The 14504-nt window shown below is 70.8% G+C and carries 13 protein-coding genes and 1 pseudogene; 4 read left to right on the top strand and 10 right to left on the bottom strand.

The window, feature by feature from the left end:
• Positions 1-43: 43 nt before the first annotated feature.
• The 9 genes and pseudogenes from ACH4YP_RS03150 to ACH4YP_RS03110 all read right to left on the bottom strand — a co-directional run bounded on the left by ACH4YP_RS03150 (position 44) and on the right by ACH4YP_RS03110 (position 9512).
• Complete coding sequence (locus ACH4YP_RS03150) at positions 44-241, bottom strand: hypothetical protein (RefSeq protein WP_398489079.1); 198 nt, start codon at positions 239-241, stop codon at positions 44-46.
• 363 nt (positions 242-604) lie between these two features.
• A complete protein-coding gene (locus ACH4YP_RS03145) occupies positions 605-1003 on the bottom strand; it encodes a hypothetical protein (RefSeq protein WP_398489077.1) in 399 nt (132 codons plus the stop codon).
• Between the two features lie 216 nt (positions 1004-1219).
• On the bottom strand, positions 1220-1822 hold the full coding sequence (locus ACH4YP_RS03140) for a hypothetical protein (protein ID WP_361051458.1): 603 nt from the start codon (positions 1820-1822) through the stop codon (positions 1220-1222).
• Positions 1819-2187, bottom strand: a complete 369-nt coding sequence (locus tag ACH4YP_RS03135) for a hypothetical protein (protein ID WP_398489075.1) — start codon at positions 2185-2187, stop codon at positions 1819-1821. The genes ACH4YP_RS03140 and ACH4YP_RS03135 overlap by 4 nt, the downstream gene beginning before the upstream one ends.
• Positions 2184-7322, bottom strand: a complete 5139-nt coding sequence (locus ACH4YP_RS03130; protein WP_398489073.1) for a caspase family protein — start codon at positions 7320-7322, stop codon at positions 2184-2186. The genes ACH4YP_RS03135 and ACH4YP_RS03130 overlap by 4 nt, the downstream gene beginning before the upstream one ends.
• A gap of 86 nt (positions 7323-7408) precedes the next feature.
• Positions 7409-7606, bottom strand: a pseudogene (locus tag ACH4YP_RS03125) (response regulator transcription factor); the annotation flags it as partial.
• A gap of 284 nt (positions 7607-7890) precedes the next feature.
• Positions 7891-8190, bottom strand: coding sequence for a hypothetical protein (locus ACH4YP_RS03120; protein ID WP_398489072.1), 300 nt, complete (start codon positions 8188-8190; stop codon positions 7891-7893).
• 110 nt (positions 8191-8300) lie between these two features.
• On the bottom strand, positions 8301-9053 hold the full coding sequence (locus tag ACH4YP_RS03115) for an IclR family transcriptional regulator (protein ID WP_398489071.1): 753 nt from the start codon (positions 9051-9053) through the stop codon (positions 8301-8303).
• Between the two features lie 30 nt (positions 9054-9083).
• Positions 9084-9512 carry a MarR family winged helix-turn-helix transcriptional regulator gene (locus tag ACH4YP_RS03110; RefSeq protein ID WP_398489468.1) on the bottom strand — a complete coding sequence of 143 codons (429 nt, stop codon included), beginning with the start codon at positions 9510-9512 and terminating at the stop codon, positions 9084-9086.
• Positions 9513-9755: 243 nt separating this feature from the next.
• On the opposite strand from ACH4YP_RS03110, the gene ACH4YP_RS03105 reads away from it, so the two are divergent.
• The 4 genes from ACH4YP_RS03105 to ACH4YP_RS03090 all read left to right on the top strand — a co-directional run bounded on the left by ACH4YP_RS03105 (position 9756) and on the right by ACH4YP_RS03090 (position 13601).
• On the top strand, positions 9756-10673 hold the full coding sequence (locus tag ACH4YP_RS03105; protein ID WP_361051470.1) for an SDR family oxidoreductase: 918 nt from the start codon (positions 9756-9758) through the stop codon (positions 10671-10673).
• 3 nt (positions 10674-10676) lie between these two features.
• Complete coding sequence (locus ACH4YP_RS03100; protein WP_361051473.1) at positions 10677-11561, top strand: amidohydrolase family protein; 885 nt, start codon at positions 10677-10679, stop codon at positions 11559-11561.
• Between the two features lie 64 nt (positions 11562-11625).
• Positions 11626-13131 (top strand): o-succinylbenzoate--CoA ligase, encoded by a 1506-nt coding sequence (gene menE / locus ACH4YP_RS03095; protein WP_398489069.1) that lies wholly within the window; start codon positions 11626-11628, stop codon positions 13129-13131.
• A 14-nt stretch (positions 13132-13145) separates the two neighbouring features.
• Positions 13146-13601: a MaoC family dehydratase gene (locus ACH4YP_RS03090; protein WP_398489068.1), complete on the top strand. Its 456-nt coding sequence runs from the start codon at positions 13146-13148 to the stop codon at positions 13599-13601.
• Here the strand turns inward: ACH4YP_RS03090 and ACH4YP_RS03085 are convergent.
• Positions 13592-14458: a PaaX family transcriptional regulator C-terminal domain-containing protein gene (locus ACH4YP_RS03085; RefSeq protein ID WP_398489066.1), complete on the bottom strand. Its 867-nt coding sequence runs from the start codon at positions 14456-14458 to the stop codon at positions 13592-13594. The two genes, ACH4YP_RS03090 and ACH4YP_RS03085, sit on opposite strands and share 10 nt — an antisense overlap.
• Positions 14459-14504: the final 46 nt, after the last annotated feature.

Below are 14504 nucleotides of genomic sequence, written 5' to 3'. Positions count from 1 at the left end.
CCGAGGAGGGATCGGGGCCAACGTCCAGTGTCTGGCCGGGAGTTCAGAGCTGCTTGGTGTGTTCGGGCACGGCAGGAGGTGCCTCCTCGTGCAGCCCGAACCGGTAGTGGGCACGCCGCAGCCACCCGGGCGCCCACCACGCGTACCGCCCGAGCATCGCCATCGTCGCCGGGACGAGGAGCATCCGTACGAGGGTCGCGTCGATCAGGACCGCGAGCAGCAGCGCGGCGCAGGTGACCACCCGGCCGGAACGGCACCCAGGCTGAGCAGGTCGTGGCGATCGTGCGGAGCGGGACGAGGACCGAGCCGGTGAAGGCGAAGAGCAGGGCGAAGATGCCGGGCAGAACGGTGGCGGCGGCCCACGGCGCACGGTCGGTGAGCATTTCGCGGAAGTCGACGAGCCGGGCGGCGGGTCCGGTGACCTGTACGGGCTCGTCACCCCGTACCTCCCTGATCCGTTGGACGAGATCGGTCGCGGCCTTCCCGTCGACGCTGCCGCTCGGCTGGAGTTCGAGCACGGTCGTCCCGCCGGGCGGCGTGCGGATCCGGGTGGTCGGTGAGAGGCCGCTGATCCGGTCGGCGGTCGCGGCATCGGTGCCCGGCCTCAGGACGACGGTGATGGGCGTGACCTTCGCACCGGGCGGGAAGTGTGCCCGCACGGTGTCCTGCGACTGCCGTGCCTCGCTGCTGGTCGGCAGCTGGGTAGCACCATGACGACCGGCAACGAGATCGACTCGGCCTTCTTGACGTCCTCCTGGGCCTGCCCGCCGAGCTGCTTCCCGAGCAACGGGCCGCCGTTGACGTGGACTTGGGGTGCGTCCATCTCCTCGATGCGGTCCACGGTCGAGTCGATGGCGGCTTCCTCGGCGTCGTCGTCGAGCCCGCTCCTGAGCGTGACGGGCACGATCAGCGCCCGCCGTCCGGACTCGGAGCCCGGCACGTCGTCGGACAGCTTGTCGAAGACACCGGTACCGAGAGCGAACCCCAGCACCAGGAAGAGCACCCGGACGGCGATGACGGTCAGCGGGCGGTGAGTTGCCGCCCGGGGTGAGTGTGGCGAGCACGGTCCCTCTCGCGGGATCGGTGGACATCACCGACCAGGCTGCTGCCGGGCGGGGCATGACCGGATCGCCGGGGCGAGCGGTTTCGGGGACTTGCTCGTGCGGGGGAGACGCGGGGCGGGATCGGTCGCCAGGGGGAGCGGGCAGCGGAGGAAGGGTCAGCAGGCGGTCGCCGGAGTGATCTTCCGGACGTCCGGCGCACGGATGACGAGCGGCTTCGTGGTGTCGCCGGAAGCGGGCAGGAGGGTGACGCCCGAGGGGACGTACGAGACGAGGCGACCGCAGAACTCCCCGGCGGACGTGCTGACTTTGACCAGGTCGGCGGCGGGTTCCTCGGTGTGCGTCCAGGAGACGCCGAGGGCGCCCGCCACGAGAGCCATGCCGCAGGCGAAGGCGACCGTGCTCAGGTACAGCGCCCGGCGCACACGTCGGATCTCGGTCAGAGTCCACTTCCGCAGCGACTGCCCGCCGAGATGGAGTACTTCGCCGGGCTTGCCGAAGGAGGCGCGTACGGCGGTCAGTGAACCAGCCACGAGGAGCAGGAAGGCCGCGCCGAGCAGTGAGGTCGCGACGGTCTGCCAGGGCGAGGGCAGCCTGGACAGGTCGTCGCGGCCCTTGAGCACGGCCAGGACGGCGACGAGGGCGGTCAGTCCGATCAGCCCGTTGCGCCAGCCCTCCGCCTGTCTGCGGAGCTGGTCGAGCTGGCTGAACTCCAGTTCCCGGGCCAGCTCGGCCCACCGTCGGTCGACGCCGGCGCTCACGGGGTGCCGCCGATGCCGGACCCCGACGTCGATCCGGGCCCGACCTTCCACTGGGCGCCGCAGCCCTCGAAGAGGGTGTTCTCGGGCTGGTCGGCATGCGCGAAACCGCACTCGCAGAAGAACGTCTCGGTGGCCTTGAGGGCGGCCTGTTCGGCGGCGGAAGGCGGCTTGGCCCCGGACCGGCGGAACAGCCCCTTCGTCCCGGCCATCCCCTTGGGGAACGTGGTGGAGGTGTCGCCGTGACAGCGGGGGCAGGCGCCGCTGACGGTGATTCCGTCGGTGTCCGCGGCGACCTGGAAGACGTCGTCGACGGTGCCGAGACCGACCTGCTCGTACTTCAGGTCCTGATCGTGGGGGTTGCTCAAGACGCCTGCTCCTGGGGATCGTTCGGCTCGTGAGGGCTGTCCGTGCCGACGGTTTCCGCCGCCCGTGCGGCTTCCGGCTCCGCTTCCCCGGCCTCCGCCCCGACCCGCAGCCGGAACATGGCCGCGTAGACATGAAGTCGCCGCACCACCCAGTCGCTGTCGGTGTCCAGTTCGCGGGCCAGAGCGTCGATCTGGTCCGCGGAGACGGTTCCGTGGAGGGCCGGTTCGCGGCCGTTGAGGCCTTCGCTGAGGAGGACGAGATCCTGCCAGAGCGGGAGGACGGCGGGGGCGTCGGGGACGTCCACGGTGACGCCGAGGGGTTGGTAGCGGCTCAGCCGCTCGTACACGTCCAGGACCGTCCGGCCCAGGCGGGCCGCCAGGGACAGGAGTTCCAGGGGCCCGATGGGGGAGGGGCCACGTGGTTCTTCGCCGCCCATGTTCTCGGACAGGGCGAGAAGGTCGTGCGAGCCGGGCTTGAGACCGGTCACCAGGTCGCGCTGCTCGTCGGTGAGTTCGGGGACCAGGGCACCCAGGGCGCGGTACGGGGCCAGCCGGTCGAGCGCCCTGTCGATGGTGAGGCCCGCCTTGTGGGCGTAACCCGCGAGGTGGAACGCCGTGATGTCGATCCAGACGGCTTGGAGGGGGCCGCCGGTGTCCATCCCGCTCAGCTCGGTCAGCAGGGCGGAGTCGGCCGCGCCGGGGCTGAGTGGGCCAGCCGTGTCGGGGAGGCTCGGGACCTCCTTGCCGAGCTCGGGCCCGTGGACGGCCAGCCGTCGTAGGCAGTCGTCCACTGACTCCCTGAGCTCGCCCGCCAGACAGATGACGGTGGCCGCCGTCCAGGGAACGGCCGGATCGAGGCTGCCGACGAGGAGGGCGATGCGGTCGCGCGGGGAGAGATCCACCCAGTGACGGAGGGGTTCGAGGTCGTCGGGGACGGACATCCCGAGTGCCGCGAGCCGCTCCACCCGGGAGACGAAGACGTCCCAGGGTTCCTCGTCGAGGTCTCCGCCGAAACCGGGCATCTGTCCGCCCGGAGCGTGGCACATGGCCAGCCAGTCGATGCTGATCGAACGGCTGGGCAGCGGAGTGCGTTCGTTCTCGTCGATGGTGAGCAGTTTCCGGTCGCTCTCCTCCATCGCGGGCAGTTCGGCCGACGGCAGACGAAGGTCGGGCAGCCGCATCCCCGCCTGCCCGGCGAGATCCCCGACGGATCGCAGAACGGCGTCGACCGTCATCTGGCGACGCGTTGCCTCGACCAGCAGGAAGGGGAGAGTGGGAGACGACGTCTCCTCCCACGGGTCCCAGAAGCGGCGGAACAGATTCCACTGGTCGGAGCTGGGGGCGGACGTGAGCAACTCGTCCTCCGAAGGAAGCCGGTAGCCCAGGAACGCCCAGGCCCGCAGCTCGGTCAGCACCTCGGCGCCGGTGAGACCGAGCTGTTCCGCCAGCCGGGCGACATGGAAGGGCCGGACCTCCCTGGGCAGACCGCTGGCACAGTACGTGTGACCGTTCTCCGTCCAACCGGCCAGCAGTTCGGCGTCCCTCGTGGTCGCGACATGGGTGAGGACGCGGGTGCTGGGTACGGCGGGCGCCTTCACGCCCAGCGGCGCGTACCGAAGGCAGCGTTCCAGGAGCCGGCCGATGGTCATGCCGCTCTCGGCCGAGATGGAGAACAACGCCCCTACCGCCGGCTGCCGTTCCGCCCGGCCCGGCTGCGCCCAGTCGCGCATCCACACCAGCAGATTCACATCGACGCGCTCGGGAACGAAGTCCAGCGCGGGCGTCCGGTCCGCCGTGACAGGAGATATGTGCATCTTCGAGCCGAGGATCGCGTAACGCCTGAGGCCACGAAGGGTGTCGGCGACGGTCCGCCCGGTGGCGCAGGCGTGGTCGACCAGATCGGCCGCGCCGCCGGAGGCCCGTGGGATGAGGTCGCTGTCGCCGGGCCGTGGAACGGGGTGTCCGGAGACGTCCTTGGGCAGCACCGCTTCGCGAGTGACGCTCTCGTCGACCTGGATGTCCTGGTCACGGAGAACCGCCAGGCGCCACGAGCGCGTGAGGTCGCCGCCGCCGGACAACCTCGATTCGGGCGTCTGCGGAAGGAACTGCCGGTCCTCGGCGAACCAGCCGACGTGGTCCAGTGAGACGTCCGGCCGCCGGTACGAGGTGGTCCGGTAGACGGGCAGGGTGAGCCCCCGGCCCGCCAGCTCCGCTCCCACCACCCGAGCCATCGCGATGTCGGAGTTCTCCAGCTTCCACAGCCACTCGAGGTTCAGCCCCGGCCAGCCGGGCAGGTCGGCGGCGGCACGGTACACCTGCTCCGTGGCCCACTTCTCGTCCCAGCTCAGCAGACTGTTGCGGTTCACACTGAGCTGCGGGGCCTGCGGGCCGGTCAGGTTGACGACGTATCCGAAGGGCTTGTGGGAGGTGACGATGCCGTCGGCGAGCACCATGCCGTTGTCGGTCACCCACCACACATGGCCTCGGGCGTCCAGCGGCGGGACGGGCGCCAGGTCGTCCTCGGACGCCGGATGCCGCAGCTCTCCGGCAGGCCACACCAGGGGTTCGCCGTCGTCCTGGCGGAGGACCAATTCATGCTCGTTCAGCCGCACTTGATGCCGCAGAACCTCCAGTGCCGACACCCGCTCCTCGTCGCCCTCGGGCTCGCTCAGCATCAGCCGGACCCGGGTCCCGCCGTCCCGCATCGGATCGTCCCCGTCCTCGTACCCCCGGATCCGGAACAGACCGCTGCTGCTCGAGATGTCGACGCTCAGCGCCTGTGGGGCGATGGAGCCCTCCGCGTCCACCTCCCGGGTCACCAGGGTGACCTCATCGGCGATCATGAAGTAACTGAGGACGCCGATGCCGAACCGGCTGTAGGGGTGGAGGCGGAGTCCGGGGTCCACCTCCAGCCAGCGGGCCTGCTCCTGGCGGAACGCACGGGTCTGCGAGAAGCGGCGGCCGGCCCGGCTGAAGGTCTGTTCCAGCTGGGCGCGGCCCATTCCTACGCCGTTGTCGCGGCATTCGATGTAGGCCCGTCCCGGGCGGCCGTCGGAGGACGGTTCGCGACCCTGGGTGATGCGGATCTCGGCGGCCCAGTTGGAGGGAGCGCCGCCCCTGCGCTTGAGGTACTCCCACCTGAGTTCGCGGTAGCGGCAGGCGTCGGCGGCGTTCTGGTACAACTCCCGTACGGCCAGGGACCGGTCGCCGTACAGTTGATGTCCCATCAGCAGCTCGCGGATCTCGTCCTGGGCCAGCGCGAAGCGCAACAGCGGGGTGGAGTAGACGCGTTCCTCCGACTGCGGCCGGCGCGCGGGAAGCAGATCACGGGTGGTGACCCGGCCGGGCAGCCGGTCCGGAAAGTCGTTGTGCCGTTGCTCCCGGGCGGAGTGCAGGGCGCGCAGCACGGTGTCCGCGCGCAGCGCGAGGTCGGTGAGGCCCTCATGGAGGGCGGGATGCGGACACAGCATCTTCAGATGCAGGTCGTCGCCCTCGTACGCCCACTCCAGCTGGTCGTGCAGGGTGCGCACGACATCGGCGGGACGGATCGGATCCGCAACGCCCACGTGATCGGGCAGTACGTCGGGGAACTGCCGTACGTCGGCGGCCAGGAGACCGGCGAGCCTGACCAGTCCCAGCACGCTCCACAACCGCACCGGGCACCGTCCCTCGGCGGTGGTGAGAGTCGTGGGCGCCTCTCCCAGATACCGGTTGTACGACGGGAGATCGACGGGATCGTCGGCCAGACACCGGATGCTCTTCGCCAACAGCCAGCGGACTTCGTCCACTTGCTCCTGGTGATCCTGTCCCGGCCCGAGCAGCGCCCTGGCCAGCCGTCCGATCAGTTCCTCGCCGCCGGAGTCCGGTGGGTCGACGAGCTGCTCGGCCACCCAGCGGTGGGCGAGCCACGCCGCCAGCGCCCGGTGCGCGTCGGTCTCGCCCCGGCTGCCGTGTCCGCGGGCCTTGCGCAGCAACTGCGGGTGGCTTTCGTGCACGTACTGCAGTTCGGTGCGCATCTTGGTCCGCCTCGCGTCCAGGCGTACCGGATCGAGGTCGAACGGGTCCGCGTCGGCCAGCCGGCTGAGCTTGCGTGCCCACATGGCCTCCCGCAGGAACGGCAGAGCCACCAGCAGACCGGTTTCCACCGGGGAGCGTTCGGCGCCGCCGCGCAGCAGCTCCGGCATCACCCGGCGCAGGGTCCGCGTCGGCAGCCCGGGGTCGTTCCACGGGTCGTCGTCGAAGCGGCGCCGGTCCTTGAGGACGGAGACGGCGCACTCGCGCGCGAACTCGGCGACGCGTTCCCGCATGGGCGAGTCCGGGCCCTCCTCGCCCGGACCGGCGCCCCACAGCGAGGCCTTCTCCACCTCGTCGCGCCAGCGCAGCGGGATCTCGGTGCCCTCGCACAGCGCCGGGAAGTCCGAGAACTCCTCGTCGCGGGGCGCGCTGGTCATGCTCGGCCGCTGATCCTGCCCGGCCCGCAACGCGTAGGCGGTGGTGCGGTCCCTGGCCTGGCGGAAGACCGCTTCGAGAGTGCGCTGAGGGGCGTACGGGTCCAGGGCCTCGGCGAGTGCCCGGGTGAAGTGGCTCCCCGCGTCGTCGAAGTGGCACCGCTGCCCCCTCCCGCAGCCCACGAGCAGGGCGAGTCGCTTCGAAGGGGCGTGGACGGTGGCGGCCCCGAAGCCCGCCGAGACCTCGTCGGGGCCGCTGTCACGGCACGCGTCCACCGCGTAGACGACCGATTCGGCCCTGCATCCGTCCAGGTAGGACGTCATGTCGACGGGGAGCAGCGAGTCCCGCTGGGCCTGTGACCACTCCGATCCCCGCTCGGGGGCGAGCGCGTCGGCGGGAACCAGGTAGTCGGTTCCCTTGATGTGAACACCGTGCCCGGTGAAGTACACGAACAGCAGGTCGCACTCCTCCCGGGCCGCTCGTTCCAACGCGGTCGTGATGTCGTTCTTCTCCGCTGGGCCGTCGCCGTACTGCCCCACGGTGATGAGGGAGTAGCCCGACGCCGTCAGCTGCGCACTCATGGCCGCGAGGTCGCTCGCCACAGGGTCCGCCAGGGAACCGAACCTCGACGCGGCACGCGGGGTGTCTCCCACCCCGATGAGAAGAGCGGATCGTCTGATCGTCACGCTGGGACGTTAGCGCGACCACGGCCCGCCGAGAGCCGGTTCACACTGATGAGTGAGCTGTCGTCGGCCCGGCGGGCGGGCGGCCATCAGGTCGGTTCCGGTGTCACCAGCCCCGTCTCGTACGCACAGATCACCGCCTGCACCCGGTCCCGCAGCCCCAACTTGCCGAGCACATTGCTGACATGGGCCTTCACCGTGTGCTCGCTGACGAAAGGAGTCCTCGCGATCTCCGCGTCGGAGAGCCCGCGGGCCAGCAGCCGAAGGGTCTCCTCCTCGCGGGCCGGATCACTGCGTACCACCACCGGGCCGGCCTCCGCCTGCACCACCATGAGGCTCACCGCGTGGGCCAGGATGTCGTGCATGTCCCGGGCGATCCCGGCCCGGTCCCGCGCGACCGCCCGCGCGGTGTCGGCGGCCCGCTCCCGCTCCAGCCGACGGGCCCGGTCCTCCAGGGCCGCGGTGTACGCCCGCTGGAGACGGGACAGCGCCCCGAAGCCGTACGCGCTGACGCAGCTCAGCAACTGGAAGGCGTACTCGAAGGGTTCGGCGCCCTCCTTGTGCGTCATGGTCAGCGACACCCCGGCCGGCCGGCCCACCAGCATGAAGCGCCGCTGCCAGGGCAGGGCGATCGCCGCCGCCACACCAGCGGCACCGCCGTACCGGCGCCCAGCAGGAATCCCTGCCAGGTGAGGCGGTCGTCACCCTCGTCGGGGAACATCCACTGCAGCGACGCGGCGAACAGCACCAGCGCGGCGTGCGCGGTGTCGACGACGTAGGGATTGGCCGCGCGCACGCGGGCGACGACGACGGACGGGTTCGCCGCGCGCAGGCGGGCGACGGCGGATGTGGTCCAGGACCGGGCGGACATGAGCGGCGCCTCGGGGCAAGGGCCGGCCCAGTATCCGTGGCGGGCGGGCCGCGTCCTCACCGGTGAGAGGGGTATCCGACGGCCGCGGCCCGTGGGGAGACCGTCCGGCGTCACGACGGCTCCGGCTGCCACCCCAGCGCCCGCGAGATGCCACGTGCGGCGAGCCGTACCGCGGGGATCAACGCCGGTGTCTGCGCGTCCCGTTCGGGCACCACGACGGAGACGGCCGCGGCCACCGAGCCGTCCGCCCCACGGACCGGCGCGGCCACCGACAGCGCGTCGTCGGTGATCTGACGGCTGCTCACCGCCACGCCTCCGCGCCGGACTTCGGCGAGTACACGGCGCAGGGTGGTCCCGTCCGTGATCGTGTGCGGGGTGAATCCGGCGAGCGGCCCGCCGCAGTACGTCTCCTGGAACGCCGGTTCGCAGTGCGCGAGCAGCGCGAGTCCCACGCCGGTCGCGTGCAGCGGCCAGCGGGCGCCCACCTGGATCTTCACGCCCACCGCCGAACGGCCGGAGATCCACTCGATGTAGACGACCTCGGAGCCGTCCCGGACCGCCAACTGCACGTTCTCGTGCGTGGCTTCGTACAGGTCCTCCAGATACGGCAGCGCGATCTGCCGCAGCGCGAGACCGCGCGGGGAGAGCGCCGCGATCTCCCACAGGCGCAGGCCCACGTGGTAGATCCCGGACGCGTCGCGCTCCAGGGCGCCCCAGTCGCTGAGCGCGCCCACCAGCCGGTGGGCGGTGGTGAGGGAGAGCCCGGCCCGGCGGCTGATGTCCGTGAGGGAGAGCGCAGGGTGGTCGTGGTCGAAGGCGGCGAGCACGGCCAGCAGGCGGTCGGGGGCGGACGCCGCGGTCATGGGCCGAGGCCGGTCATGAGTCGACGCCGGTCACGAGTCGAGTTCCGCTTCGGCGATCCGCTGGAGCAACGTGTGCAGCATGTCCCGCTCGGCGGGGTCGAGGGGCTGGAGCAGGTCGTTCGTCACCCGCAGCCCCGCCTCGTCGGTGTCGCGCAGGAAGGCCCGGCCGTCCTCGGTGAGGACCACGATGCGGCTGCGGCGGTCGTCGGGGGAGGGGCGGCGCTCGGCGAAGCCGAGCTTCTCCAGGTCGTCGACCAGACCGACGATCGCGCTCGGGTCGTAGCCGAGCCGCGAGCTCAGCTCCCGCTGGAGCGCGCCCTCCGAGGTGGCCAGGAACCGCAGCAGCGCGTAGTGCCGCAGCCGCAGCCCCGACTCCTGGAGGAACGTGTTGAACAACTGCCCGGACCGCAGTCCCAGCCGGTACAGGAGATAGCCGGAGTCCGAGTGCAGCCCGCGCATCCACGGCTCCTGCGAGTCGATGGCGTCGGGGGGCGTGGCGTGCTGCTGGCCGGCGATGGCGGGCTCCCTGGGCCGGGCCCCCGCGGGGGCGGTGTGTACGTGTTTTCTCACAGCATGCCGCACGGACGAGTCGGCAACAACTATTGACGACAACAATGATTGTCTTTAGCTTCGATCTCGTAAGCTCCGATCTCGTAGCCGTCCTGCCCTCCGCAGGTGATCCGCTTCTCGAAGGGACCCGTCGTGCCCAGCATCGATCTCACCGGCAAGGTCGCCGTCGTCACCGGCTCCGGCCGTGGCCTCGGCCTGGCCTATGCGCATGCCCTGGCCGCCGCAGGCGCCTCCGTGGTCGTCAACGACGTGGACGAGTCAGTCGCCGAGCAGGCCGTCAAGGCGATCACCCAGGCGGGCGGCACCGCCGTGGCCGAGGTGGTCCCGGTCGGCACCACCGAGGCGGCGGAGCGCCTGGTCAACCGGGCCGTGGAGGAGTTCGGCCGCCTCGACATCCTGGTCACCAACGCGGGCATCCTCCGGGACAAGGTCCTGTGGAAGATGACCGACGAGGACTTCGACGCGGTGATCACCACCCACCTCAAGGGCACCTTCACCTGCGCCCGCGCCGCCGCCGTGCGCATGCGCGAGCAGGGCGAGGGCGGCACGCTGATCCTGGTCGGCTCCCCGGCCGGACAGCGCGGCAACTTCGGCCAGACGAACTACGCCGCCGCCAAGGCCGGCATCGCCGCCATGGCCCGTACGTGGTCGATGGAGCTGGGCCGCGCGGGCATCACCGTCAACGCGATCGTTCCGGTGGCCGCGACCGCGATGACCGAGACCATCCCGGCCTTCGCGCCCTACGTCGAGGCCATGCGCGGCGGCGAGCCGCTGCCGGACTTCCTCCGCAAGGGCGAGGGCTTCGGCACCCCCGAGGACTGCGCCGTCCTCGTCCCCTTCCTGGCCTCCGAGGCCGCCCGCGGGGTGACCGGCCAGGCCATCGGCATCGGCGGCGACAAGGTCGCCCTGTGGTCCCACCCCCAGGAGATCAAGGCGGCGTACGCTGACGGTGGCTGGACCCCCGACTCCCTCGCCGACGTCTGGCCGGCCTCGCTGGGCGCCGAGCCGCAGTCGGTCGGCATCCCCGCCCCGAAGTTCCCGGAGGCGTAAACCATGACGAACATCGATGTCGAGGAACTCGTCGCGATCGACGTCCACACCCACGCCGAGGTCTCCTCCAAGGGCACCTCTTCGCTGGACGACGACCTGCACGACGCCTCCAGCGCCTACTTCAAGGTCGAGGGCAAGCGGAAGCCGACCCTTGAGGAGACGGCCGCCTACTACCGTGAGCGGAAGATGGCCGCCGTGATCTTCACGGTCGACGCCGAGTCCGCCACCGGCACCCAGCCCGTCCCGAACGAGGAGGTCGCCGAGGCGGCCGCCGCCAACGCGGACGTGCTGATCCCCTTCGCCTCCATCGACCCCTTCCGCGGCAGGGCGGGCGTCAAGCAGGCCCGCCGCCTGGTCGAGGAGTACGGGGTGAAGGGCTTCAAGTTCCACCCCAGCATCCAGGGCTTCTTCCCCAACGACAGGTCGGTCGCGTACGAGCTGTACGAGGTGATCGAGGAGACCGGCACGATCGCCCTCTTCCACACCGGGCAGACGGGCATCGGCGCGGGCGTCCCGGGCGGCGGCGGGATCCGGCTCAAGTACTCCAACCCGCTGCACGTGGACGACGTCGCCGCGGACTTCCCGCACCTCAAGATCATCCTGGCGCACCCGTCGTTCCCCTGGCAGGACGAGGCCCTCGCGGTGGCCACCCACAAGCCGGGCGTCCACATCGACCTGTCCGGCTGGTCGCCGAAGTACTTCCCGCCGCAGCTCGTGCAGTACGCGAACACGCTGCTCAAGGACAAGGTGCTGTTCGGCTCGGACTACCCGGTCCTCACCCCGGACCGGTGGATGGCCGACTTCGCGAAGCTCCCCATCAAGGACGAGGTCAGGCCGAAGATCCTCAAGGAGAACGCGGCCCGGCTGCTCGGCCTGACGAAGCCGTAACGGGCAGCCATGTGCAACGAAGGACAGGGGCACCCCATGTGCGACGAAGGACAGGGGCACGGACATGCGCAATGAGGGACTGGGGTCGTGGCCCGCACGCCGGGCCCGCAAGACCCCGCACCGCACCGCCCTGATCCACGGCGACACGACGGTGACGTACGCCGGGCTGTACGAGCGCACCACCCGCCTCGCGCACGCCCTGCGCGCCTCGGGAGTGCGCCGCGGCGACCGGATCGCCTACCTCGGCCCGAACCACCCCTCCTACCTGGAGACACTGTTCGCGGCCGGCACCCTCGGGGCGGTCTTCGTACCGCTCAACACCCGCCTCGCCGGACCCGAGATCGCCTACCAGCTCACGGACTCCGGCGCGAAGGCCCTCGTGTACGGGCCCTCGTTCGCAGGCCTGGTCGCGGGACTGCCGGGCAACAGCGACGTGCGTACGTACGTCGAAGTGGGCGCCGAATACGACCAGTTGCTGGCCGAGGCCCCCGACGAGGCGATCGACGAACCCGTCACCGCCGACGACACCTGCATCATCATGTACACCTCGGGGACGACGGGCCGGCCCAAGGGCGCGATGCTCACCCACGGCAACCTGACGTGGAACGCGGTCAACGTCCTGGTCGACCAGGACCTGATCGCCGACGAACGCGCCCTGGTCTCCGCCCCGTTGTTCCACACGGCCGGGCTGAACATGCTCACCCTGCCGGTCCTCCTCAAGGGCGGCACCTGCGTCCTGGTCGAGGCCTTCGACCCGGCTGCCACCTTCGACCTGATCGAACGGCACCGGATCACCTTCATGTTCGGCGTGCCCACCATGTTCGAGCATGTGGCCCGCCATCCGCGCTGGGCCGACGCCGACCTGTCCTCCCTGCGGATGCTCAGCTGCGGCGGCTCACCCGTGCCGACCCCGCTCATCGCCGCCTACCAGGAGAGGGGCCTGACCTTCCTCCAGGGCTACGGGATGACCGAGGCCTCGCCCGGCGTGCTCTTCCTGGACGCCGAGCACGCGGTGAGCAAGGCGGGTTCGGCGGGCGTGCCGCACTTCTTCAGCGACGTGCGTATCGTGCGGCCCGACCTCGCCCCCGCCGAGACCGGCGAGACCGGGGAAGTGGTCGTACGCGGGCCGCACGTCATGCCCGGCTACTGGGGGCTGCCCGACGAGACCGCGGCCGTGTTCCACGACGGCTGGTTCCGCAGCGGGGACGCCGCCCGGATCGACGAGGACGGCTATGTCACCATCGTCGACCGCATCAAGGACATGATCATCTCCGGCGGCGAGAACATCTACCCCGCCGAGATCGAGGACCAGCTCCTCGCCCACCCCGACATCGTCGAGTGCGCGGTCATCGGCGTGCCCGACGAGAAGTGGGGCGAGGTGCCGCGCGCGGTCGTCGTGCCCCGCGAGGACGTCGAGCTCGACCCCGACGAGGTCCTCGCGTCGCTCTCCGGCCGACTCGCCAAGTACAAGATCCCGAAGTCGGTGGTGCTCGCGGACGAACTCCCGCGGACAGCCTCCGGCAAGCTCCTCAAGGCCCGTGTCCGCAAGCGGTACGGCACCAACTCCTAGGCAAGGAAAGCCACATGAGCATCACCGCGAACGGCATCGACGAACTCAAGAAGCTCGCCGGCAGCGACCTCGGCACCAGTGAGTGGATCGAGGTCACCCAGGAGCGCATCAACACGTTCGCCGACGCCACGGGCGACCACCAGTGGATCCACGTCGACGAGGAGAAGGCCAAGGACGGGCCGTTCGGCGCACCCATCGCGCACGGCTATCTCACTCTCTCCCTCTTCATCCCGCTCTTCACCGAGCTGCTGGAGGTCGAGGGCGTCACCACGAAGGTCAACTACGGCCTCAACAAGGTGCGTTTCCCCTCGCCGGTGAAGGTCGGCTCCCGCATCCGCCTCGTGGGAAAGCTGGCGGACGTCGAGGACGTACCGGGCGGTGTGCAGGTCACGGTCGACGGCACGATCGAGATCGAGGGCGCGCCCAAGCCGGCGGCGGTGCTGCAGAGCCTGTCCCGCTTCTACGCCTGACCCCTGACCGGCACCAGGTCGAGAAGTCGTTCCGCCGACTCCTTCGCGAGCGGGGTCAGCCGGGCGTACACCGTGCGGAACGTCTTCTCGGCCTGTTCGGCGGGCCAGTCGTCCGGCAGGTGTTTGACCGGCAGCCGCGGATCGCGCCGGACGACCTGCAGCCACTCCGTCGACAGGCGCAGCCGCAGCGCGAGCGCAGCGAGATGGGGGTCCCCCCGGCCGGAGGCTGGGGGAGCCTCGTCGGCGGCGGGCTCTGTCGTCTCCCAGCGCTGCCAGCGACGGACGAACGCCTCGTAGCGCAGGGCCAGTTCGCCCAGCGCCCAGGTCTCCTCGATCATGGCGCCGATGTCCATGCCGGCGTCCGCGTGGGCCCGGAAGATCTTCACGTGGGCGGACAGGCCGAGCTCGGTGACGAGCGCGGACACGTCCACCTCGCCGGGTGCGATCCACAGCCCGCCGAACAGCGGGCCGAAGCCGCTCCAGGTCAACTGCGCGCGCAGATCGTGCCGTTGACGCTGCCAGGACTCGGGCAGCGAGAAGCCGAGCAGCGTCCATGAGCCGTCCCACCGCCGGTTGACGGCCCCGTCCTCCCAGATCCGCTGCTCGCCGTCCCGCAGCACGGACTCCGAGCGCTCGGTCAGTCCGAAGTACATACGGCGTCCCTCGCGTTGCCGCCTCAGCAGATCGCGGCCCACCATGCGTGTCAGCGTCGAGCGGGTCGCGTGCTCGCCGACGCCCGCGCGCCCGAAGACGTCGATGACGCTCCCCGAGTACACGCAGACGTCACGGCCGAGCACCTGGTCGCCCAGGAACGTCAGCATGAGGGACTGGGGCCGCAGCGCCTCGTCAGTGGTCACCGGCCCACGGTACGCCCGTCGATCAGCTCGTGACCAGGTAGTACGG

Source organism: Streptomyces sp. NPDC020747 (assembly GCF_044334695.1).
Lineage (GTDB): Bacteria > Actinomycetota > Actinomycetes > Streptomycetales > Streptomycetaceae > Streptomyces.
Note: the sequence above shows the minus strand (reverse complement) of the source record. Positions and strands in the feature narration are given on the sequence as shown.

What these genes read in the sequence shown, in the direction of transcription:
- ACH4YP_RS03120 (WP_398489072.1), bottom strand. Translation starts at nt 8,190, where the DNA reads ATGTCCGCCCGGTCCTGGACCACATCCGCCGTCGCCCGCCTGCGCGCG.
- ACH4YP_RS03115 (WP_398489071.1), bottom strand. Translation starts at nt 9,053, where the DNA reads ATGACCGCGGCGTCCGCCCCCGACCGCCTGCTGGCCGTGCTCGCCGCC.
- ACH4YP_RS03110 (WP_398489468.1), bottom strand. Translation starts at nt 9,512, where the DNA reads ATGCGCGGGCTGCACTCGGACTCCGGCTATCTCCTGTACCGGCTGGGA.
- ACH4YP_RS03100 (WP_361051473.1), top strand. Translation starts at nt 10,677, where the DNA reads ATGACGAACATCGATGTCGAGGAACTCGTCGCGATCGACGTCCACACC.
- menE (WP_398489069.1), top strand. Translation starts at nt 11,626, where the DNA reads ATGCGCAATGAGGGACTGGGGTCGTGGCCCGCACGCCGGGCCCGCAAG.
- ACH4YP_RS03090 (WP_398489068.1), top strand. Translation starts at nt 13,146, where the DNA reads ATGAGCATCACCGCGAACGGCATCGACGAACTCAAGAAGCTCGCCGGC.